Origin of the sequence: Streptomyces sp. NPDC048171, assembly GCF_043202655.1 — a bacterium.
GTDB lineage: Bacteria > Actinomycetota > Actinomycetes > Streptomycetales > Streptomycetaceae > Streptomyces.
The window spans coordinates 195,382-217,285 of record NZ_JBIDAU010000006.1 but is presented as its reverse complement, the minus strand read 5'-3'; the positions used below and the strand labels follow the sequence as shown (position 1 = coordinate 217,285).

Here is a 21,904-nt window from a genome sequence, read left to right as displayed (position 1 = left end):
TGCCGATGGACGGCCATGGCGTCGACGCCGCCGCGCCGCCCGCCGATGGCCGGGGCGCCGACCTCGCGACACCGCCCGCAGACGGTGACGCGACCCGCGGGCCCCGCCCCCACTCCGGCCGCGCCGGTGCCTGGGCCGAACTGCTGCGGCTGCCCGCCCTGTTCACCGTCCCCGGCGACGCCCTGGCCGGTACCGCCGCGGCCGGGGTACGGCCCGGGCGCCGTACGCTGCTCGCCATCGGGTCGTCCCTGTGCCTGTACGAGGCGGGCATGGCCCTGAACGACTGGGCGGACCGGGCCGAGGACGCCGTCGAGCGTCCGCACCGCCCGCTTCCGTCCGGCCGGATCAGTCCGGCCGCCGCCCTCGGCGCGGCCTGCGGCCTCACGGGCGCCGGTCTGGCACTCGCCGCCGCGGCCGGGCGCCCCGCCCTGGCGGTGGCCGCGCCACTCGCGGGGTCCGTCTGGGCCTACGACCTCGTCCTGAAGCACACACCCGCCGGGCCCGCGGCCATGGCCGCCGCCCGCGGCCTCGACCTGCTCCTGGGCGCGGCCGCCACCTCGGGCGGGGCCCGGGCCGCGCTGCCCTCCGCCGCGCTGCTCGGCAGCCACACCCTCGCGGTCACGGCCGTCTCCCGCCGGGAGACCACCGGCGGTTCGGTCCTGGCCCCCTCGGCGGCCCTGGCGACGACGGGGGTGCTGACCCGGCTGGTGGCCGGCCACCGCCGCACCCGACTCCCGGCAGGCCGGTGGGCAGCAGCCGCCCCCGGCCTGTCGGGCTCCAAACGGGCCGCAGGCGTCCCGGACGCCGGTGACGTCCTCACCGCCGCCCTGGGCGCCGCGTACGCCGCCACCGCGGCCCGTCCCTACTTCCACGCCACGCTCAACCCGTCACCCCCGCTCACCCAACGCGCCGTCGGCGGCGGCATCCGGGCCACGATCCCCCTCCAGGCCGCCCTCGCCGCCCGCGCCGGGGCACCCGCCACGTCCCTGCTGATCGCGGCCCTGGCCCCGGCCGGCCGGATGTTCGCGAGGAGGGCCGCAATGAGGAAGGTGAGCATCACGTGAGCAACGACCCGACCACCACGCCGTCGACCCCCCTCCGCTTCGGCTACGGCACCAACGGCCTCGCCGACCTCCGGCTCGACGACGCCCTCGGCCTCCTCGCCGACCTGGGCTACGACGGCGTCGGCCTGACGCTGGACCACATGCATCTCGACCCCCTCGGCGACGACCTGGCCGACCGCACCCGCCGCGTCGCCCGCCGCCTGGACGCGCTCGGGCTGGGCGTCACGGTGGAGACGGGCGCCCGCTACGTGCTCGACCCGCGCCGCAAGCACGGCCCGTCCCTGCTCGACCCGGACCCCGACGACCGCGCCCGCCGCACCGGTCTCCTGGTCCGCGCCGTCCGGGTCGCCGCCGACCTGGGGGCCCACGCGGTGCACTGCTTCAGCGGCGTCACCCCGGCCGGCACGGACGCGGACACGGCATGGAAGCGGCTGGCCGAGTCCCTCACCCCGGTCCTGGAGGCCGCCGCCACCGCGGGCGTCCCGCTCGCCGTCGAGCCCGAACCGGGCCACCTGCTGGGCGAACTCGCCGACTTCCACACCCTGCGCCGTGCCCTCGGCGACCCCGAGCATCTCGGCCTCACCCTGGACATCGGCCACTGCCAGTGCCTCGAACCCATCCCTCCCGCCGACTGCGTGCGCGCTGCCGCCCCCTGGCTGCGCCACGTCCAGATCGAGGACATGCGCCGCGGTGTCCACGAACACCTCCCCTTCGGTGACGGCGAGATCGACTTCCCGCCCGTCCTCGACGCCCTCGCCGCCACCGGCTACCAGGGCCTGACCGTCGTCGAACTGCCCCGCCACTCCCACGCCGGTCCCCACTTCGCCGAACGCTCCCTCCCGTTCCTCCGCCGGGCTGCGGCGGCGTCACCCCGTACGTACCGCTCGGGCGAGCCCTCCGCCACCCGTTGAAGGGAGCCACACCCATGACGCAGCCACGCGCCACCCACGCCACCCCCACCCAGGGCACGGATGGCCACCCCGCCGGGCAGGACCCCCAGGGCACCAACCCCGCCCACGTCCCGCCCGCCGACCTGCGCGCCGCCCTCACCGCCGAGCTGGGCGGAGCCGCCCGCGCCTGGCTCGACCAGGCCCTGGACGAGGCCGCCGCCCACCCCGGCACCCACGGGCCCATCTCCGTGTGGGAGCTGCGCCTCGCGGAGGCGGGCCGGCGCTGCGGTCCCGCCCACGCCGACGCCGCCCGGGTCCTCGTCCTGCACGCCGCCCGCCCCGGCACGGAGGCCCTGAGCCGGGTCTACTCCCAGGGCACCGCGGACGAACGCCGCGCCGTCCTGCACGCGCTGCCCCACCTGGTGCCAGGACCGGACGCCCTCCCGCTCGTCGAGGACGCACTGCGCACCAACGACACCCGGCTCGTCGCCGCCGCCCTCGGCCCGTACGCCGCCCGTCACCTCGACGCCCACCAGTGGCGGCACGCCGTCCTGAAGTGCCTGTTCACCGGCGTCGCCGTCGAGCGCGTGGCGGATCTCGCCGGCCGGGCCCGCGGCGACGACGAACTCGCCCGCATGCTCGCCGACTACGCCGCCGAACGCACCGCCGCGGGCCGCGCCGTCCCCGAAGACCTGCACCGCGTCCTGGCCCTGACCGGGACCGAGCAGTCTCCCTCGCCCGGCAACGCCGACCCCCACGGCAAGGAGTCCTGATGCGCATCTTCGACCCCCACATCCACATGACCTCCCGCACCACCGACGACTACGAGGCCATGCACGCCGCGGGCGTCCGCGCCGTGGTCGAACCCTCCTTCTGGCTGGGTCAGCCCCGCACCTCTCCCGACTCCTTCCGCGACTACTTCGACGCCCTGCTCGGCTGGGAGCCCTTCCGCGCCGCCCAGTACGGCATCGCCCACCACTGCACGATCGCCCTCAACCCCAAGGAGGCCAACGACCCCCGCTGCCTCCCCGTCCTGGACGAGCTGCCCCGCTACCTGGTCAAGGACCGCGTGGTGGCGGTCGGCGAGATCGGCTACGACTCGATGACCCCGGCCGAGGACACCGCCCTGGCCGCCCAGCTCCAGCTCGCCGCCGACCACGGCCTGCCCGCCCTCGTGCACACCCCGCACCGCGACAAGCTGGCCGGCCTGCGCCGCACCCTGGACGCGGTCCGCGAGTCCGCGCTGCCCACCGAGCACGTGCTGGTCGACCACCTCAACGAGACCACCGTCAACGAGGCGAAGGACAGCGGCGCCTGGCTCGGCTTCTCCGTCTATCCGGACACCAAGATGGACGAGGCCCGGATGGTGGCCCTGCTGCGTGAGTACGGCCCGGAGCGGGTCCTGGTGAACTCCGCCGCCGACTGGGGCAGGAGCGACCCGCTCAAGACCCGCAAGGTCGGCGACCTGATGCTCGCCGAGGGCTTCACCGACGACGACGTGGACCTGGTCCTGTGGCGCAACCCCGTCGCCTTCTACGGACTCAGCGGGCGGCTGGAGCTGGACGTCGCCACCGCCGACGCCACGCACGAGGGCAACTCCATCCTGCGCGGCGGGGAGTGAGCCATGCGCTTCCGGCACCCCGACGGCTCCACCGTCCACCTCGCCTACTGCACCAACGTGCACCCCGCCGAGACCCTCGACGGCGTCCTCGCCCAGCTCCGCGACCACTGCGAGCCGGTCCGCCGCCGCCTGGGCCGCGACCGCCTGGGCATCGGGCTGTGGCTCGCCCGCGACGCCGCCCACGCCCTGGTCACCGACCCCGCAGCGCTGCGCGGCCTGCGCACCGAACTCGACCGCCGGGGCCTGGAGGTCGTCACCCTCAACGGCTTCCCCTACGAGGGCTTCGGCGCCGAAGAGGTCAAGTACCGCGTCTACAAGCCGGACTGGGCCGACCCGGAACGCCTGGAGCACACCACCTCCCTGGCCCGCCTGCTCGCCGGGCTGCTGCCCGACGACGTCACGGACGGCACCATCTCCACGCTGCCCCTCGCCTGGCGCACCGCGTACGACCAGACCCGCGCCGACAAGGCGCACGCCGCGCTGGGCACGCTCGCCGAACGCCTCGACGCGCTCCAGGAACTGACCGGCCGCTCCATCCGCATCGGCCTGGAACCCGAACCCGGCTGCGTCGTGGAGACCACCCACGACGCGATCGCCCCGCTGACCTCGATCGGCCACGACCGGATCGGCGTCTGCGTCGACACCTGCCACCTCGCCACCTCCTTCGAGGATCCGGACACGGCACTGGCGGCCCTCGCCGCCGCCCGCGTCCCCGTCGTCAAGTCCCAGCTGTCCGCCGCCCTGCACGCCGAGCACCCCGGCGACCCGGCCGTCCGGGAGGCGCTGGCCGCGTTCGCCGAGCCGCGCTTCCTGCACCAGACCCGGACCACCACCACGGCGGGCGGCCGGCAAGGCACCGACGACCTCGACGAGGCCCTGGCCGACGGCGGCCCGCTGCCCGACACCGCGCCCTGGCGCGCCCACTTCCACGTCCCCCTGCACGCGGCCCCCGCCGCTCCCCTCACCTCCACCCTCCCCGTGCTCAAGGCCGCGCTGGCCCGGCTCGTCGGCGGGCCGCGCCCCCTCACCCGCCATCTGGAGGTCGAGACCTACACCTGGCAGGCCCTCCCGCCCGAGCTGCGGCCCCGCGCCCGCGCGCAGCTCACCGACGGCATCGCCGCCGAGCTGACCCTCGCCCGCGACCTGCTGACCGACCTCGGCCTGAAGGAACTGCCATGACCCGCCCCACCCCCCTCCTCGTCCTGGATGTCGTCGGTCTCACCCCCCGTCTCCTCGACCACATGCCCCACCTCAAGCGGCTCGGCCAGTCCGGCTCCCGCGCACCGCTCGGCACCGTGCTGCCCGCCGTCACCTGCGCCGCCCAGTCCACCTTCCTCACCGGCACCCACCCCTCCGAACACGGCATCGTGGGCAACGGCTGGTACTTCCGCGAACTCGGCGACGTCCTGCTCTGGCGCCAGCACAACGGACTCGTCGCCGGCGACAAGCTGTGGGACGCCGCCCGCCGCGCCCACCCCGGCTACACCGTGGCCAACATCTGCTGGTGGTACGCCATGGGCGCCGACACCGACTTCACCGTCACCCCCCGCCCCGTCTACTACGCCGACGGCCGCAAGGAACCCGACTGCTACACCAGGCCCCCCGCCCTGCACGACGAACTCACCGACAAGCTCGGCACCTTCCCGCTGTTCCACTTCTGGGGGCCCGGCGCGGACCTGGTCTCCAGCCAGTGGATCATCGACGCCACCCGGCACATCATGGCCACCCGGCATCCCGACCTGACGCTCTGCTACCTCCCTCACCTGGACTACGACCTCCAGCGCTTCGGCCCCGACGACCCCCGCTCCCTGAAGGCCGCCGCCGACCTGGACGCGGCGCTGGCCCCGCTCCTCGAGGACGCCCGTGCCGAGGGCCGCACCGTCGTCGCGCTCTCCGAGTACGGCATCACCCCCGTCAGCCGGCCCGTGGACATCAACCGCGCCCTGCGCCGCGCCGGCCTCCTCGAGGTGCACACCCAGGACGGCATGGAGTACCTCGACCCGATGGCCTCCCGCGCCTTCGCGGTCGCCGACCACCAGATCGCCCACGTGTACGTCCGCCGCCCCGAGGACCTGGAGGCGACCCGCGCCGCCCTGGACGGACTGCCCGGCATCGCGCAACTCCTCGACGACGAGGGCAAGAAGGCCCAGCACCTCGACCATCCCCGCTCCGGCGAGCTGGTCGCCGTCGCCGAGCCGGACGCCTGGTTCACGTACTACTACTGGCTCGACGACGACCGCGCGCCCGACTTCGCGCAGCTCGTCGAGATCCACCGCAAACCCGGCTACGACCCGGTCGAGCTGTTCATGGACCCGCTCGACCCCTACGTCAAGGTCAAGGCGGCCTCCGCCCTGGCCCGCAAGAAGCTCGGCATGCGCTACCGCATGGCGGTGGTGCCCCTGGATCCCTCACCTATTCGGGGCAGCCACGGCCGCCTCCCCGCGAGCGACGACGACGGTCCGCTCCTCATCTGCTCCACCCCCCGCGCTGTCGGAGACCGCGTAGCGGCCACCGATGTGAAACAACTCCTGCTCCGGCTGGCCGGTCTCGACTGACGCTCCGTCACACGCGCCGCCGAGATCCAGCTACTGAGAGTGAAACACACGGCACTGACAACGGCCCGCCCGAGCCGCATCGGGGCAGGCCACGACCCAGAAGGCAGGCACCGTGAGCCCGTTCACCGATCCCTCCCGCACCGACGCCGGCACGGACCCGGCCCTCGACGGCCCGGACGAGAGCCTCCGCCGCAGCCTCGGCGTGGGCCGGCGCCGTTTCCTCTCCACCTGCACCGCGGTGGCGGCCGGGGCCGTCGCGGCCCCCGTCCTCGGCGCCGCCCCGGCCCTCGCCCAGGACCGGGGGAGAGGCCACGGTCACGACCACGGTCACGGTCACGGCCACGACCGCGGGCAGGTCCTCGTCCCCGCGGACAAGCGCGGCATCATCCTCTACACCGTCCGCGACGCCACCGCCCGCGACCCCCTCGCCTCCGACCTGCCCTCCGGCTTCCGCGAGGTGTTCAAGCAGCTCGCCCGCCACGGCTACCGTCAGGTCGAGTTCGCCGGATACAACCAGCACGCCAACGCCCCGGGCGGCGCGAGCCTGGAGTCCGTCAAGGGCGCGAAGCTGCTCCGCTCCTGGCTCGACGACTACGGCCTGCGCGCCCAGGGCAACCACGGCTTCATCCCGTCCTCCTGGCCGCTGACCACCGAGGACACGGAGACCTTCAAGAAGCATCTGGAGATCGCCAACATCCTCGGCATGGACCACATGGGCACCGGCGGCGACCCCACCGGCAGCTCCTACCGCGCCGACTGGGACGTGGCCGCCGACAAGTGGAACGCCCTCGGCCGGATCGCCCGCCGTGAGGGCATCAAGCTCTACACCCACAACCACGACGGCGCCTACGGCTTCCTGCTCGACGGCGGCCCGCTGGACGACCAGGGCCGGCCGACCCGCAGCTCGGGCATCCGGAAGCTGGAGTACTTCCTCAAGGTCACCGACCCGAAGGTGGTCTGGCTGGAGATGGACATCTTCTGGGCGCACGTGGCCCAGTACAAGTTCCACTCCTACACCGCCCACGACGGCTCGACCCGGAAGGACGTCTTCGACCCGGCCGGCCTGGTCGCCCGCAACAACAAGCGCTACCCGCTGTTCCACGCCAAGGACGGCGTGGTCAGCACCACCAACGGCATGGGCTACGACATGGTGCCCTTCGGCACGGGTGTCATCGACTACCGCACGTTCTTCTCCCGGGTCGGGGAGCGGAACTACCACAACCCGATGATCGAGGACGACAACTCACCGAGCGCCACCGACCCGGCGCAGTCGCTGCGGGAGGCCAAGATCAGCTACGACAACCTGGCTGCACTGCGCAAGCGCTGCTGACCCGCCGCACGGACGGGCGGCCCTCCCCACACCGCGGGGAGGGCCGCCCGTCCGTACGAAACCGTGTGAGACCGCGCGAGGCCGCGTGGTGCGGTTACTCCTCGCCGAGCGGCCGTGGGTTGGGCGCGACGCGCTTGTCCTTCGGCCGTCCGGGCGGTTGCAGGAACAGCGCCACGAATCCCGCGAAGATCGAGATGCAGCCCGCCAGGGTGAAGGCTCCGTTGTAGCCCCAGGCGCCCACGACCACGGCACCCATGCCCGCGCCCAGACCGGAGACGAGCTTGGAGCTGTAGACCATCCCGTAGTTGGTGGCGTTGTTGTTCTCGCCGAAGTAGTCCGCCGTCAGCGCCGCGAACATCGGGAAGATGGCACCGCCACCGAAGCCGGAGACCGCGGAGAAGATCAGGAACAACGGCAGGTTCTCGATCTCGGCCGACCAGATGATGCCGAACTGGGCGAGGCCCAGGATGGCGCACACGTAGAGCAGGCACTGCTTGCGGCCGTAGAGGTCGGAGAGCCAGCCGATGACGCCGCGCCCGGTGCCGTTGACGATCGCCTTCAGCGACATCGCCGTGGCCACGATCCCGGCCGCGAAGCCCGCCTCCTCACCGATGTCGACCTGGAAGGCGATGCCGAAGATGTTCACGCCGGAGGTGCAGGCGAGACAGAACCACATCAACGCCACCCGGCCGGTCCGCCAGGCCTCCAGCGGGGAGTACTGCTTGGTCGCCGGGGGGTTCTTCTCCAGCGAGCGCCGGGCCCGCGGGTCGTCCGGCGGGTTCAGCGGGTCGACGGCCGCCGGCCACCAGTTCTTCGGCGGGTCCCGGAAGTAGAAACCGGCCAGGGCCACCATCGCGGCCAGGAAGACACCCGCGGAGACCAGCACCCAGCGGAAGTTGGAGCCGTCCATGTAGCCGTGGAAGATGAAGACGAACGGCACCGAGCCGTACGCGAAGCCGCCGTTCACGAAGCCGGTCTTGCCGCCCCTGCGCTCCGGGTACCACTTGCCGACCATGTTGACGCAGGTCGCGTAGACCATGCCCGCGCCCATGCCGCTGAAGACGCCGAAGCCGATGAAGGCGAGCACGACGTGCGGCGCGAACGCCAGCGACAGATAGCCCAGCAGGGTGCCGCCCGAGCCCAGCATCATCGCCCAGCGCGCCGGCAGCTTGCCGTTCTCCCGCAGGCGCCCGGCCGGAAACGCGACCGCGGCCTGGCAGAAGATCCAGACGGTCATCATCCAGTAGATGCTGCCGCTGGACCAGTTGTGTGCCTCGTGGAGCGTGTCCTCGGCGGACGCGAACGCGTACTCGGCGGAGGAGATGCCCATCATGCCGATCCAGGGCAGGATCACCATCCACTTGCGCTTGCGCCCCATGATGTCGATGTCGGACTCGCCCACCCGGTAGACGCGTCCGTTACGGTCGGTCACCTCCCGGTGGACGGCGACCCGTGTGACGTCCGTGGTTGTCATGTCGTTCGCACCCCTTGCGTCGAAAGAACTGGCCAGCGCCCCCTGTCCCATGCCTTTCGTGCGCAGCGCGGGTTCCGGGGCCGGCCGACGCGCACCCGTCGGCCGGCCCTCCGCGGGCTCACCTCATGTGCCGCCCCCCAGCAGTCCCGCCGCCCGCGCCCAGCGGTACTTCGCCCCGAGTACGGCGACCGGCTTCTCCGTCGTGTACGGGTAGGCCACGACGCCGTGCTCGAAGAGGTACTGGCACGCCTCCTCCACCTCGACGTCGCCGGCCAGGGAGGCCACCACGGGCTTCTCGATGCCCCGCGCGCGGAACTCGCCCACCACCCGCGCGGTGAGCTCGGCGAACACCATGGGAGGAGTGACGATGGTGTGCCAGTAGCCGAGGACCAGCGCGTGGATGCGCGGATCCTCCAGACCCAGCCGGATCGTCGCCTCGTACGTCGACGGCGGCTCGCCCCCGGTGATGTCCACCGGGTTGCCCGCCGCGCCGAACGGCGGGATGAACGCGCGGAACGCCTCGTCCAGGTCCGGAGGTATCTCCATCAGCGACAGGCCGTTGTCCGTCACCGCGTCCGAGAGCAGCACGCCGCTGCCCCCGGCCCCGGTGATGATCACCACGTTGTCGCCCTCCGGCGCGGGCAGCACCGGCAACGCGCGCGCGTACTCCAGCATCTCGTTCAGCCCGGGCGCCCGGATGACGCCCGCCTGCCGGAGGATGTCGTCGTACACCGCGTCGTCCCCGGCCAGCGCCCCGGTGTGCGACCCGGCGGCCTTCGCGCCCGCCGCCGTCCGCCCCGCCTTGAGCACGACCACCGGCTTCCTGGGCACCGTCGCCCGCGCGGCCTCGACGAAGGCGCGCCCGTCCTTGAGGTCCTCCAGGTGCATCGCGATGCACTCGGTGCGCGGGTCCTCACCGAACCAGGTCAGCAGGTCGTCCTCGTCCAGGTCCGACTTGTTGCCCAGGCCGACGATCGCCGACACGCCGGTCTTCGTGGTCCGCGCGAACCCCAGGATCGCCATCCCGATCCCGCCCGACTGCGAGGTCAGCGCGACCCCGCCCTTGACGTCGTACGGCGTGCAGAACGTGGCGCACAGGTCCTGCCAGGTCGAGTAGTAGCCGTAGATGTTCGGCCCGAGCAGCCGCACGCCGTACCGTTCGGCGACCGCCACGATCTCGTCCTGGAGCGCCTGCTCGCCGGTCTCCGCGAAGCCGGAGGGGATGAGTACGGCGTTGGGGATCCGCTTGCGGCCCACCTCTTCCAGGGCCGCCGCCACGAACCGCGCGGGGATCGCGAAGACCGCCACATCCACCTCACCGGGAACGTCGGTGACACTCTTGTACGCCTTGCGGCCCAAGATGTCATCGGCCTTCGGGTTCACCGGGTGGATCTCGCCCGCGAAGCCGCCGTCGACGAGGTTGCGCATCACCGAGTTGCCGATCTTGCCGGGCTCGCCCGACGCGCCGATCACCGCCACCGAGGAGGGCTGCATCAGGCGCCGCATCGAGGTGAGGATCTCCTCGCGCGTGTACCGGCGGCGCTCCTTCGGCGTGTCGCCGGCCAGGATGACCCGGATGTCCGCGGCGACCGCCCCCTCGGGCGTGGCGATCACCGGGTTGAGGTCCACCTCGGCGATGTCCGGGAAGTCGGCGACGAGTTCGGAGACCCGGCGGATCTGCTCGGCCACCGCCCACCGGTCGACGCCGGCCCGCCCGCGCACCCCGCGCAGCACCTCCGCCGCCCGGATCGAGTCCAGCATGGACAGCGCCTCGTCGGCGTCGACCGGCGCCAGCCGGAAGGTGACGTCCTTGAGGACCTCGACCAGCACACCCCCCAGCCCGAACGCCACCACCTTCCCGAACGTCGGATCGGTCACCGCGCCGACGATGACCTCCTGCCCCTGCGGCAGCAGCTCCTGGACCTGCACACCCTCGATGCGCGCCGACGCGTCGTACGCACGCGCGTTGTCGACGATCCGGCGGAAAGCGGCCCGGACCTGAGCCGCCCCCTCCACGCCGACGAACACACCGCCGGCGTCGGTCTTGTGCAGGATGTCGGGCGAGACGATCTTCATCACGACCGGCCCGCCGAAGCGCGCCGCCGAGGCCACCGCCTCCTCGACGTCCCGGGCCAGCTCCTCGCCCGGTACGGCGATCCCGTAGGCGTCCGCGAGCACCTTCCCCTCGGGCGCGGTGAGCGCGGTGCGCCCCTCGGCCCGCACGGAGTCCAGCAGTGCCCGCACCCGTGCCGTCCGGTCCTCGGCCATCACGTCAGACCACCCCGTTCGACTTGAGCAGGCGCAGTTCCTCGTCGCCGAGGCCCAGCTCGCCGACGTACACCTCTTCGTTGTGCTCGCCAAGCAGGGGCGAACTGGTCACCCGCACCGGCGAGTCGGAGAGCTTGAGCGGGCTCCCGACGGTCACGAACTCGCCCCGCTCGGGGTGCGGCACGGTCACCACCATCTCGTTGGCGGCCAGCGAGGCGTCCTCGATGATCTCCCTGGTGGACAGGATCGGCCCGCACGGGATGTTGTGGGCGTTCAGCCGCTCCAGCACCTCCCACTTGGGCAGTGTGGACGACCACTCCTCGATCAGCTGGAACATCTTGCCCAGCTTCGGCAGCCGCGCCTGCGGCGTAGCCCACTCCGGGTCGTCGGCCAGCTCCGGCCGGCCGATCAGCTCGCTGAGCGGCTGCCAGCCGACCGGCTGGACGATGACGTACACGTAGTCGTTGGGGCCGCCCGGCGCGCACTTGACGGCCCAGCCGGGCTGCCCGCCGCCGGACGCGTTGCCGGACCTGGGAACCTCGTCGCCGAAGTCCTCGTTGGGATATTCGGCGAGTGGACCATGAGCCAGGCGCTGCTGGTCGCGCAGCTTCACCCGGCAGAGGTTGAGCACCGCGTGCTGCATGGCCACGTTCACCCGCTGCCCGCGCCCGGTGTGCTCCCGCTGGTACAGCGCGGCGAGGATGCCTGCCACGGCGTGCACGCCCGTGCCCGAGTCCCCGATCTGGGCGCCCGTCGCCAGCGGCGGCCCGTCCTCGAAACCGGTGGTGGACATCGATCCGCCCATGGCCTGCGCGACCACCTCGTACGCCTTGAAGGCGGTGTAGGGGCCGTCGCCGAACCCCTTGATGGAGGCGTAGACGATCCGTGGATTGATCTCCTTGATGCGGTCCCAGGTGAACCCCATCCGGTCCACCGCGCCCGGCCCGAAGTTCTCGACCATGACGTCCGAGCGCCGGATCAGCTCGGTGAGGATGTCCTTGCCGCGCTCGGTCTTGGTGTTGAGGGTGATGCTCCGCTTGTTGCAGTTGAGCATCGTGAAGTACAGGGAGTCGACGTCCGGCAGGTCGCGCAACTGCTTGCGCGTGATGTCGCCGCTCGGCGCCTCCAGCTTGACGACGTCCGCGCCGAGCCAGGCGAGCAGCTGGGTCGCCGAGGGCCCGGACTGCACGTGGGTCATGTCCAGGACGCGGATGCCCTCAAGAGCCTTGGCTGTCATGGGCCTTCACCTCACTTGTACATCGTCTGGTTCATGGTTCCGGGGGCGTACGCGTCCGGGTCCACCCAGACGTTGACCAGGGACGGTTTGCCGGACTCGCGGGCGCGCCTGAGGGCCGGGCCGATGTCGGCGGGGTCGCGGACCTCCTCGCCGTGGCCGCCCAGCATCCGGGCGAACTCGTCGTAGGGCACGTCGCCGAGGGTGTTGCCGACCCGCTCGCGCTCCTTGCCGTACTTGGCGGCCTGGCCGTAGCGGATCTGGTTCATCGAGGAGTTGTTGCCGACGATGCCGACGAAGGGCAGGTCGTAGCGGACCAGGGTCTCGAAGTCCCAGCCGGTGAGCGAGAAGGCGCCGTCGCCGAAGAGGGCGACCACCTCCTTGTCGGGCCGGGCCTGCTTGGCGGCGAGCACGAAGGGCACCCCGACGCCGAGCGTGCCGAGCGGCCCGGGGTCCATCCAGTGGCCCGGTGACCTGGGCTGCACGACCTGCCCGGAGAAGGTGACGATGTCGCCGCCGTCGCCGATGTACACCGAGTCCTCGGTGAGGAAGTCGTTGATCTCGCTGACCAGCCGGTACGGGTGGATGGGGGAGGCGTCCGACCTGAGCTGCGGCAGCCGCTTGTCCAGCGCGGTCCGCTCCGCCGCGCGCAGCTCGTCGAGCCACTCCTTGCGCTTGGCCGCGCCCCCGTTGAGCCGCCCCGACGCGGCCTCGGTCACCGACCGGAGCACCAGCCCGGCGTCGCCCACGATCCCGAGGTCGATGTCGCGGTTCTTGCCGACGGTGCGGTAGTCGAGGTCGATCTGGACGACCGTCGCGTCCGGCGACAGCCGCTTGCCGTAGCCCATGCGGAAGTCGAAGGGCGTGCCGACGATGACGATGACGTCCGCGTTGGAGAAGGCGTACCGGCGCGACAGCTGGAAGTGGTGCGGGTCGCCCGGCGGCAGGGTGCCGCGGCCGGCGCCGTTCATGTACGCCGGGATGTTCAGCGTGCGGACCAGGTCGACGGCGGCCTCGGTCGCCCGCGTCGTCCACACCTGGCTGCCGAGCAGGACGGCGGGCTTCTCCGCGTGCACCAGCAGGTCGGCGAGGCGCTCCACCGCCTCCGGGTCGCCCGCCGAACGCGTCGAGGCGCGGTACGCCCCGGCCTTCGGGACCCGCGCCCTGTCCGCCGCCACCTTGGCGTCCAGCACGTCGCGCGGGATCTCCAGGAAGGAGGGGCCCGGCGCGCCGTGGTAGCACTCGCGGAACGCCATCGACACCATGTCGGCGGCCCGTGCGGTGTCCGGCACGGTCGCCGCGAACTTGGTGATCGGCGTCATCATGTCGACGTGCGGCAGGTCCTGGAGGGACCCCATCTTGTGCTGGGTGTGCGCCCCCTGACCGCCGATCAGCAGCATCGGCGACTCGGCGCGGAAGGCGTTGGCGACGCCGGTGACGGCGTCGGTGGTCCCGGGGCCGGCGGTGACCACCGCGCAGCCGGGCTTTCCGGTGATGCGGGCGTAGCCGTCGGCGGCGTGCGCGGCGACCTGCTCGTGGCGTACGTCGACCACCTCGATGCCCTCGTCGACGCAGCCGTCGTAGATGTCGATGATGTGGCCGCCGCACAGCGTGTAGATGCGGTCGACCCCCTCGGCCTTGAGTGCCTTGGCGACGAGGTGACCGCCGGAGATGAGGTCCTGGGTGTCGTCGGGCATGGCGAAGTCCTGTCCCTTCACGAGGGGTTGGGGCGCTCTCGCGGTAGATTGCATACAGTCGACGAATACTGTATGAAGCTTGTTATCCCGCATCCGGTGGGTGGTGTCCAGGGGGCGTGCGGCACTTTCAGTCAGGAGCCGGAATGGACCTGTACGAACACCAGGCAAGGGAACTCTTCGCAGAACACGGCATCGTGGTGCCGAGGGCCGAGGTCACCGACTCGCCCGCACGGGCCCGCGAGATCGCCCGCGCGCTCGGCGGCCGCGCCGTCGTCAAGGCGCAGGTGAAGACCGGCGGACGCGGCAAGGCGGGCGGCGTACGGCTCGCCGCCGACCCGGCCGCGGCCGAGGAAGCCGCCCGGGACGTCCTCGGCATGGACATCAAGGGCCACACCGTCGGCACGGTCATGCTCGCCGAACCCGTCGAGATCGAGAAGGAGTTCTACGTCTCCTACGTCCTGGACCGCGCGGCCGGCCGGTTCCTCGCGATCGCGTCCGCCGAGGGCGGCACGGAGATCGAGGAGATCGCCGCCGAGCGGCCCGAGGCCGTGGCACGCGTCCCCGTCGACCCGGCGGTGGGCGTCACCACGGCGACGGCGGTACGCATCGCGGACGCCGCCGGCCTGCCACCGCAGAGCGTCGACGTACTCGTCCGGCTCTGGCAGGTACTGGTCCGCGAGGACGCCCTGCTGGTCGAGGTCAACCCGCTGGTCAGGACCGTCGAAGGACAGATGGTGGCGCTGGACGGCAAGGTCACCCTCGACGACAACGCCCGTTTCCGGCAGACCCGTTGGGGAAGCGGACCGGACCCGGCCGCCGACCCGATCGAGGCGCGGGCCGCGGCCAAGGGCCTCAACTACGTCAGACTCGACGGCGAGGTCGGTGTCATCGGCAACGGCGCCGGACTGGTCATGTCGACGCTCGACGTGGTCGCCGGCTGCGGCGCCCGGCCCGCCAACTTCCTCGACATCGGCGGCGGCGCTTCCGCCCGCGTCATGGCCGACGGGTTGTCCCTCGTCCTCTCCGACCCCGCCGTGCAGTCCGTCCTCGTCAACGTCTTCGGCGGCATCACCGCCTGCGACGCGGTCGCCGACGGCATCGTCCGCGCCCTGGACGAGGTCCGGCCGACCAAACCGCTCGTCGTCCGCCTCGACGGGAACAACGCCGCCCGGGGCCGCGCCCTGCTCGACGCACGCGCCCATCCCCTGGTCGAACAGGCCACCACCATGGACGGCGCCGCCCGCCGTGCCGCCCGGCACGCCACCGCGGCATCCACCGCCGGATAAGGAGACAGGTCGACATGGCGATCTACCTCACCAAGGAGAGCAAGGTCCTCGTCCAGGGCATGACCGGCGCCGAAGGCATGAAGCACACCCGCCGGATGCTGGCCGCCGGCACCGACGTGGTCGGCGGCGTCAACCCGCGCAAGGCCGGCCGCACCGTCGACTTCGACGATCGTGCCGTCCCCGTCTTCGGATCGGTGCGCGAGGGCATCGAACACACCGGCGCGGACGCCACCGTCGTCTTCGTGCCACCCGCCTTCGCCAAGGCCGCCGTGACCGAGGCCGCCGACGCCGGCATCGGGCTCGCCGTCGTCATCACCGAGGGCATCCCCGTCCACGACTCCGTCGCGTTCACCGCCCACGCCAGGAGGCGCGGCACCCGGGTCGTCGGCCCCAACTGCCCCGGCCTGATCAGCCCCGGCCAGTCCAACGCGGGCATCATCCCGCCCGACATCACCAAGCCGGGACCCATCGGCCTGGTCTCCAAGTCCGGCACGCTCACCTACCAGCTCATGTACGAACTGCGCGAGATCGGCTTCTCCACCTGCGTCGGCATCGGCGGCGACCCCGTCGTCGGCACCAGCCACATCGACTGCCTCGCCGCCTTCCAGGACGACCCCGACACCGAACTCGTCGTCCTCATCGGCGAGATCGGCGGCGACGCCGAGGAACGCGCGGCGGACTACATCCGCGACCACGTCACCAAGCCCGTCGTCGGCTACATCGCGGGCTTCACCGCTCCCGAGGGCCGGACCATGGGCCACGCGGGTGCGATCGTGTCCGGCTCCTCGGGCACGGCCCGCGCGAAGCGGGCGGCACTGGAGGCGGCCGGCGTCCGGGTCGGCAGCACCCCGACCGAGACGGCACGGCACGTCCTCTCCGTACTCGGCGGCGCCGCACCCGACGGAGCCCGCGCATGACGGCCACCGCCGAGGGCGCCCACGGCCTCACCCTCAAGTCCGGCACCGCCTGGGCCGACGCCTGGCAGCGCTGCCTCACCGTCGCCCCCGAGGCGTTCCGCGACGACCGCGTCCTCAACCTCTGGGACGCCGGCTGGCGGGCCGACGGCCGCGTCCTGCCCGCCACCAGCCCGGTCGACGGCACCCCCGTCACCGGCCCGCCCCGGCTGGACGGCGCGACCGCCCACCGCGCCGTACGCGCCGCCCTCGACCAGCACCGCGCCTGGCGCCACGTCCCCCTGCCCGAACGCCGCGCCCGCGTCGCGGCCACCCTCGACGCCCTCGCCCAGCACCGGGACCTGCTCGCGCTGCTGCTCGTCTGGGAGATCGGCAAGCCCTGGCGGCTCGCGCGGGCCGACGTCGACCGGGCGGTCGACGGGGTGCGCTGGTACGTCGACGGCATCGACGCGATGACCGAGGGCCGGGCCCCGCTGGACGGGCCGGTGTCCAACATCGCGAGCTGGAACTACCCGATGAGCGTGCTCGTCCACGCCCTGCTCGTCCAGGCCCTCGCGGGCAACGCGGTCATCGCCAAGACCCCGACCGACGGGGGCGTCGCGTGCCTCACCCTGGCCTGCGCGCTCGCCGCCCGCGAGGGCGTCCCCGTCACCCTCGTCAGCGGCAGCGGGGGCGAGCTGTCCCGGGCGCTGGTGCGGTCGCCCGAGATCGGCTGCGTCTCCTTCGTCGGCGGCCGCGACACCGGCGCCGCCGTCGCCACCGCCGTCGCCGACCTCGGCAAGCGGCACATCCTCGAACAGGAGGGCCTCAACACCTGGGGCATCTGGAACTTCACCGACTGGGACAGCCTCGCCGCCGTCGTCCCGCGCCTCTTCGACTACGGCAAGCAGCGCTGCACCGCTTACCCGCGCTTCGTCGTCCAGCGGCAGCTGTTCGACGCGTTCCTCGCGGCCTACCTCCCGGCGGTCCGCACCCTGCGCGTCGGCCACCCGCTCGCCGTCGAGGCACCGGACGACCCCTTCCCGGCCCTCGACCTCGGACCGGTCATCAACGCGGCCAAGGCCAAGGAACTGCACGACCAGGTCGCCGAGGCCGTCGACCGGGGCGCCGTGCCCCTGCACCGCGGCAGCGCCGCCGACGCGCGGTTCCTCCCCGGCCAGGACACCTCCGCCTACGTCCATCCGGTCACCCTCCTCAACCCGCCCCGGTCCTCGCCGCTGCACCACGCGGAACCCTTCGGCCCGGTCGACACCATCGTCCTGGTCGACACCGAGGCCGAACTGCTCGCCGCGATGAACGCCTCCAACGGCGCCCTGGTGGCCACCCTGTCCACGGACGACCCGGCGACGTACGACAGGCTGGCGCCGCACATCCGCGCCTTCAAGGTCGGCCATGGCGTGGCACGCTCCCGCGGGGACCGCGACGAGCTGTTCGGCGGCCACGGCGCGTCCTGGCGCGGCGCCTTCGTGGGCGGCGAGCTGCTGGTGCGGGCCGTCACCCGCGGCCCGGCGGGGGAGCGGCTGCCGGGGAACTTCCCGGACGGCCACCTCATGCCGTAGCGGTCAGCCGATGCCCTGGCGGTCCGGCAGCAGGGCGAAGGCCCGGTCCGCCGGGGCGGGCGTGCCGCGCTCGACGGCCTGCCGCAGCAGCTCGCGGTGGCGCAGCAGGGGCTCGCGCCGCTCCGGCGGCGCGAGCAGCAGCAGGTCGTCGAGCCCGGCCAGCAGACGGCGGGAGACCTGCGGCGCCCCCACCGCACAGCCACGGACCTCGGCGAAGCCCAGGTCCACCAGCTCCGTCCACCCGGGCACGGACTGCACCAGCCGGGCCGCGCCGCGCCGGTCCCGGTGCACCACGGCGTCCAGCGGCCGGCGGGACAGGGCGGCCAGGATCTGCACGACCCGGTCCAGGGCCTGTACGGCCGTGGTCGGATCGTTCACCGCCGGGGACAGGGCACGCAGCCCGATGTCGGACAGCTGACGCAGCCCGAACGCCGGATCCTGGTGGAAGGTGCGCTCCACCCCCACCGACAGCGTGTACCGCAGGGCCCGGCGCGGCGGGGCGGCCCCGCCGTGCACCGCCAGCACGGGCGTGCCCGGCACCAGGAAGTCACCGATCCGCGGGACCAGCCGCAGCACCACCCCCTGCCCGCGCGCCACCCGCACCAGCCGCGCGATGTTGACGTCCCGCAGCACCCCGGCCCGCCCCTCGTGCGCGACCCACGCCGTGACCGGGCCCGTCCCGGCCGTCTCCCCGTCCCCGGCGGGTGCCGGCATCAGCGCCGCCGCCCGGAAGGACTCCGCGGCGATCCGGGCGATCACATGGCCGATCCGCATCAGCCGCAGGGTGCCGTTCACGTACAGCACGAAGAGCAGCAGGCTCAGCGCGACCATGAGGAGGGTGAGCACCGACTGCACCAGCGGCACGGACGTGGCGGCACGAGGGTCCGGGGTGCTGTCGTAACTGGTCAGGACCAGCAGCGTCAGGACGAAGGTGGCCAGGAACACCGCGAAGGTCGCCTTGGTGATCCGGCTGCGGACGAACAGCCGCACCACGCGCGGCGTGAACTGCCCGCTCGCCATCTGCACCGCGACCAGCGAGATGCTGAACACCACCCCGATGAACGTCATCATCGCCGAGCCGACCGCCGACACCACCGTCTTCGCGTCGTTCGCGAACCGCAGCAGCTCGGCGAGCGTGCCGAAGTCACCCTCGTCCTGCAGCGAACGGACCAGAGCGGCATCGAGCTCCTGAGCCACCAGCCACACCACGAACACGCCCACCATCGCCGCGGTGGGCGCGAACCAGAACGTGTCCCGCAGATGCTCCCTGAGCGGCGACAGCGCCCGCGCCCGGCGACGCGGAAGCGGGCTCCGGGTAACCATCCAGTCACTCATGGTGCGACCCTAGGCGCCCCGGCCCCGCCGGTCGCGGACCGCCGCTCAGGGGAAGGAAACGCAGGTGAAAGGCGCTGCGAAACCTTGGTATGGTTGTCCATGTCGCCGCGGGGGAACACCCCGCGCCGCGACAGACACCTGGTCCGGGTGGCGGAATGGCAGACGCGCTAGCTTGAGGTGCTAGTGCCCTTTATCGGGCGTGGGGGTTCAAGTCCCCCCTCGGACACTTTGTCGCAAGATCAGGCAGCAGCACGATGCCGGTCGGGAGAGATCCCGGCCGGCATTTCGCGTTCGCCGTCCTCCGCGGCCTCGCCCGTCGGAAAACCCGGTGCGCGGACGTCAGCGGTCTCCCTACACTCACCACGACACCGAGACCGAGTGAGGGGAGCAGGGCCGTGCGTATCCGCACCGCTGCCGTCGTTCCCCCGTCCCGGTACGAGGTGATCCTGGTGTCCTCGGCCCTCCGGTGCCCGCCGCGCGGCCGGCACCGGACGCCCGCGACCGGTCTCTGACGTCCCGTCACGCACGCCCTGAGGGCCGTGACCTCATGCCGACGTGCCGCCCGTCCCGGGAATCGCGCCGCCCTGCTCGCAGACCAGCGAAAGGCCACCGGCCGTGCGTACCCGCACCAACCCCCTCGCCACCATCCGCAACCTCGGCATCCTCGCCCACGTCGACGCCGGCAAGACCACCGTCACCGAGCGGATCCTCTACACCACCGGCACCACCTACAAGCGCGGCGAGGTGCACGACGGCACGACCGTCACCGACTTCGACCCGCAGGAGCGTGATCGCGGCATCACCATCTTCGCCGCGGCCGTCAGCTGCGCCTGGGACGGTCACCGGATCAACCTGATCGACACCCCGGGGCACGTCGACTTCGCCGACGAGGTCGAGCGGTCGCTGCGCGTCCTGGACGGCGCCGTCGCGGTGTTCGACGCGGTCGCCGGGGTGGAGCCGCAGAGCGAGTCCGTGTGGCGGCAGGCCGACCGGCACGGCGTGCCGAGGATCGCGTTCGTCAACAAGATGGACCGGGCGGGCGCCGACCTCGACACGGCCGTCGCCTCGATCCGATCGCGACTGCACCCCGTACCCCTGGTGGTGCAGCTGCCCATCGGCTCCGAGGACGGCTTCACCGGCGTCGTCGACCTGCTGCGCATGCGCGCGCTCGTGTGGTCCGACGGCGCGGAGACCGCCGAGGAGGGCCCGGTGCCCGACGCCCTGCGCGAGGAGGCGGTACGCAGGCGGCGGCTGCTGGAGGAGGCGGTGGCCGAACGCCATCCGGCCGCGCTGGAGGAGTTCTGCGACCGGGAGACCCTCACCGCGGACACCCTCGCCGGTGCCCTGCGCGACCTCACGCGCGCCGGCGACGGCGTGGTCGTGCTGTGCGGCTCGGCCTACCGCAACCGCGGGGTCGAACCGCTGCTCGACGCCGTCGTGGCCTATCTGCCGTCACCGCTGGACGTGCCGCCGGTGCGCGGCACCCACGACGGCACGGAGGAGGAACGGCCCGCCGACCCGGCGGCGCCGATGACCGCACTGGCGTTCAAGGTGAACGCCACCCCGACGGGACGGCTGACGTACCTGAGGGTGTACTCGGGCACCATCGAGAAGGGAGACACCGTGTGGGACGCGGGCACGCGCCGCACCGAGCGCATCGGCCGCATCCTGCGGGTGCGGGCCGACCGGCACGACCCCCTGGAGCGGGCGGTCGCCGGGGACATCGTCGCCGTGGTCGGGCTCAAGACCGCCCGGGCCGGTTCGACGCTGTGCGCGCCGGGCGACCCGCTGGTCCTGGAACCTCCGGGCGTGGCCGAACCGGTCGTGCACGTCGCCGTGGAGGCCCGGCGCTCCACCGACACCGACAAACTCGCCGCCGCGCTCGCCCGGCTGACCGAGGAGGACCCCTCGCTGGCCGTGCGGACCGATCCCGAGACCGGGCAGACCGTGCTGTCGGGCATGGGCGAACTCCACCTGGAGGTCGCGGTGGAGCGGGTCAGGAGCGAGCACGGCCTGGCGGTCGCGGTCGGCCGCCCCGGCGTGGCGTACCGCGAGACGGTCGGCGAGGGCGTGACCGGATTCGTCCACCGGCACGTCAAACAGGACGGCGGAGCCGGTCAGTTCGCGCACGTCGTGCTCGACGTCGAGCCCTGGGAGGAGGGCGGGTTCGTGTTCCGTTCGACGGTGACCGGCGGCGGCGTGCCGCAGGAGTTCGTGCGGGCCGTCGAGGCCGGCTGCCGTGACGCCCTCGCCGAGGGTCCGATCGGCGGGCACCCGGTGACCGGCCTCCGGGTCACGCTCACCGACGGCCGGACCCACGTGAAGGACTCCTCGGAGACGGCCTTCCGCACCGCAGGCCGGTTCGGTCTCCGCGACGCCCTGCGCGCCTCGGAGATGGTCCTGCTCGAGCCGGTCGTGGAGGTCGCGGTCACCGTGCCCGAGGACGCCGTCGGCGCCGTACTCGGCGACCTCGCCGCGCGCCGGGGCCGGGTCACCGGCTCCGATCCGCGGGGCGGTACGACCGTGGTCACGGCCACCGTGCCGCTGGCCGAGCTGTTCGGCTACGCGACGCGGCTGCGCAGCCGCACCCAGGGCCGCGGCACCTTCACCGCCCGGCCCACCGGCTACGCGCCGGCACCGGCCGCGGCACCGGCACGGTAGCGTCGCCGGGCCGCCC

The 21,904-nt window shown here is 72.9% G+C and carries 16 protein-coding genes and 1 tRNA gene; 12 read left to right on the top strand and 5 right to left on the bottom strand.

Translation table 11 applies throughout. From position 1 onward, the window contains the following. Window positions 1-5 precede the first annotated feature (5 nt). The 7 genes from ACGF3J_RS18470 (at window position 6) to ACGF3J_RS18440 (ending at window position 7,460) form a co-directional block, all read left to right on the top strand. Window positions 6-1,064 carry an SCO3242 family prenyltransferase gene (locus tag ACGF3J_RS18470; RefSeq protein WP_393854423.1) on the top strand — a complete coding sequence of 353 codons (1,059 nt, stop codon included), beginning with the start codon at window positions 6-8 and terminating at the stop codon, window positions 1,062-1,064. Then, window positions 1,061-1,975 carry a sugar phosphate isomerase/epimerase family protein gene (locus ACGF3J_RS18465; RefSeq protein WP_161327964.1) on the top strand — a complete coding sequence of 305 codons (915 nt, stop codon included), beginning with the start codon at window positions 1,061-1,063 and terminating at the stop codon, window positions 1,973-1,975. The genes ACGF3J_RS18470 and ACGF3J_RS18465 overlap by 4 nt, the downstream gene beginning before the upstream one ends. Window positions 1,976-1,989: 14 nt before the next feature. Next, window positions 1,990-2,727: an EboA domain-containing protein gene (locus ACGF3J_RS18460; protein ID WP_161327963.1), complete on the top strand. Its 738-nt coding sequence runs from the start codon at window positions 1,990-1,992 to the stop codon at window positions 2,725-2,727. Further along, on the top strand, window positions 2,727-3,575 hold the full coding sequence (locus ACGF3J_RS18455; protein ID WP_393854298.1) for a TatD family hydrolase: 849 nt from the start codon (window positions 2,727-2,729) through the stop codon (window positions 3,573-3,575). The genes ACGF3J_RS18460 and ACGF3J_RS18455 overlap by 1 nt, the downstream gene beginning before the upstream one ends. A gap of 3 nt (window positions 3,576-3,578) precedes the next feature. After that, a complete protein-coding gene (gene eboE / locus ACGF3J_RS18450; RefSeq protein WP_393854297.1) occupies window positions 3,579-4,754 on the top strand; it encodes a metabolite traffic protein EboE in 1,176 nt (391 codons plus the stop codon). After that, window positions 4,751-6,130: a nucleotide pyrophosphatase/phosphodiesterase family protein gene (locus ACGF3J_RS18445; RefSeq protein WP_161330907.1), complete on the top strand. Its 1,380-nt coding sequence runs from the start codon at window positions 4,751-4,753 to the stop codon at window positions 6,128-6,130. Before eboE ends, ACGF3J_RS18445 begins: the two co-directional genes overlap by 4 nt. 112 nt (window positions 6,131-6,242) lie before the next feature. Continuing rightward, on the top strand, window positions 6,243-7,460 hold the full coding sequence (locus ACGF3J_RS18440) for a sugar phosphate isomerase/epimerase family protein (protein WP_393854296.1): 1,218 nt from the start codon (window positions 6,243-6,245) through the stop codon (window positions 7,458-7,460). 94 nt (window positions 7,461-7,554) lie between these two features. Here ACGF3J_RS18440 and ACGF3J_RS18435 read toward each other — a convergent pair whose 3' ends face one another. The 4 genes from ACGF3J_RS18435 to ACGF3J_RS18420 all read right to left on the bottom strand — a co-directional run bounded on the left by ACGF3J_RS18435 (window position 7,555) and on the right by ACGF3J_RS18420 (window position 14,133). Beyond that, complete coding sequence (locus tag ACGF3J_RS18435; protein WP_161330905.1) at window positions 7,555-8,934, bottom strand: OFA family MFS transporter; 1,380 nt, start codon at window positions 8,932-8,934, stop codon at window positions 7,555-7,557. Window positions 8,935-9,057: 123 nt separating this feature from the next. Beyond that, complete coding sequence (locus ACGF3J_RS18430) at window positions 9,058-11,202, bottom strand: acetate--CoA ligase family protein (RefSeq protein WP_393854295.1); 2,145 nt, start codon at window positions 11,200-11,202, stop codon at window positions 9,058-9,060. Window positions 11,203-11,206: 4 nt separating this feature from the next. Continuing rightward, on the bottom strand, window positions 11,207-12,439 hold the full coding sequence (frc, locus tag ACGF3J_RS18425) for a formyl-CoA transferase (protein WP_122619017.1): 1,233 nt from the start codon (window positions 12,437-12,439) through the stop codon (window positions 11,207-11,209). An 11-nt stretch (window positions 12,440-12,450) separates the two neighbouring features. Next, on the bottom strand, window positions 12,451-14,133 hold the full coding sequence (locus ACGF3J_RS18420) for a thiamine pyrophosphate-binding protein (RefSeq protein WP_161330903.1): 1,683 nt from the start codon (window positions 14,131-14,133) through the stop codon (window positions 12,451-12,453). A gap of 143 nt (window positions 14,134-14,276) precedes the next feature. On the opposite strand from ACGF3J_RS18420, the gene sucC reads away from it, so the two are divergent. From sucC to ACGF3J_RS18405, 3 genes are read left to right on the top strand one after another with little or no spacing between them, the layout of a single operon-like run. Further along, window positions 14,277-15,419, top strand: coding sequence for an ADP-forming succinate--CoA ligase subunit beta (gene sucC, locus ACGF3J_RS18415; protein ID WP_393854294.1), 1,143 nt, complete (start codon window positions 14,277-14,279; stop codon window positions 15,417-15,419). Window positions 15,420-15,433: 14 nt separating this feature from the next. Next, a complete protein-coding gene (sucD, locus tag ACGF3J_RS18410) occupies window positions 15,434-16,336 on the top strand; it encodes a succinate--CoA ligase subunit alpha (RefSeq protein WP_393854293.1) in 903 nt (300 codons plus the stop codon). Beyond that, the gene (locus tag ACGF3J_RS18405; protein ID WP_393854292.1) at window positions 16,333-17,892 is read left to right on the top strand and encodes an aldehyde dehydrogenase family protein; all 1,560 of its coding nucleotides are present in this window, start codon (window positions 16,333-16,335) and stop codon (window positions 17,890-17,892) included. Before sucD ends, ACGF3J_RS18405 begins: the two co-directional genes overlap by 4 nt. 3 nt (window positions 17,893-17,895) lie before the next feature. On the opposite strand, the gene ACGF3J_RS18400 is transcribed toward ACGF3J_RS18405, so the two are convergent. Next, entirely contained in the window at window positions 17,896-19,227 is a 1,332-nt protein-coding gene (locus ACGF3J_RS18400) for a DUF2254 domain-containing protein (RefSeq protein WP_393854291.1), read from the bottom strand. 141 nt (window positions 19,228-19,368) lie between these two features. Between ACGF3J_RS18400 and ACGF3J_RS18395 the strand changes: the two genes are divergently transcribed. Next, window positions 19,369-19,453: transfer RNA gene (locus ACGF3J_RS18395), tRNA-Leu, on the top strand. 389 nt (window positions 19,454-19,842) lie between these two features. Next, window positions 19,843-21,888, top strand: coding sequence for an elongation factor G (gene fusA, locus ACGF3J_RS18390; protein ID WP_393854290.1), 2,046 nt, complete (start codon window positions 19,843-19,845; stop codon window positions 21,886-21,888). The last annotated feature ends 16 nt before the right edge of the window (window positions 21,889-21,904 follow it).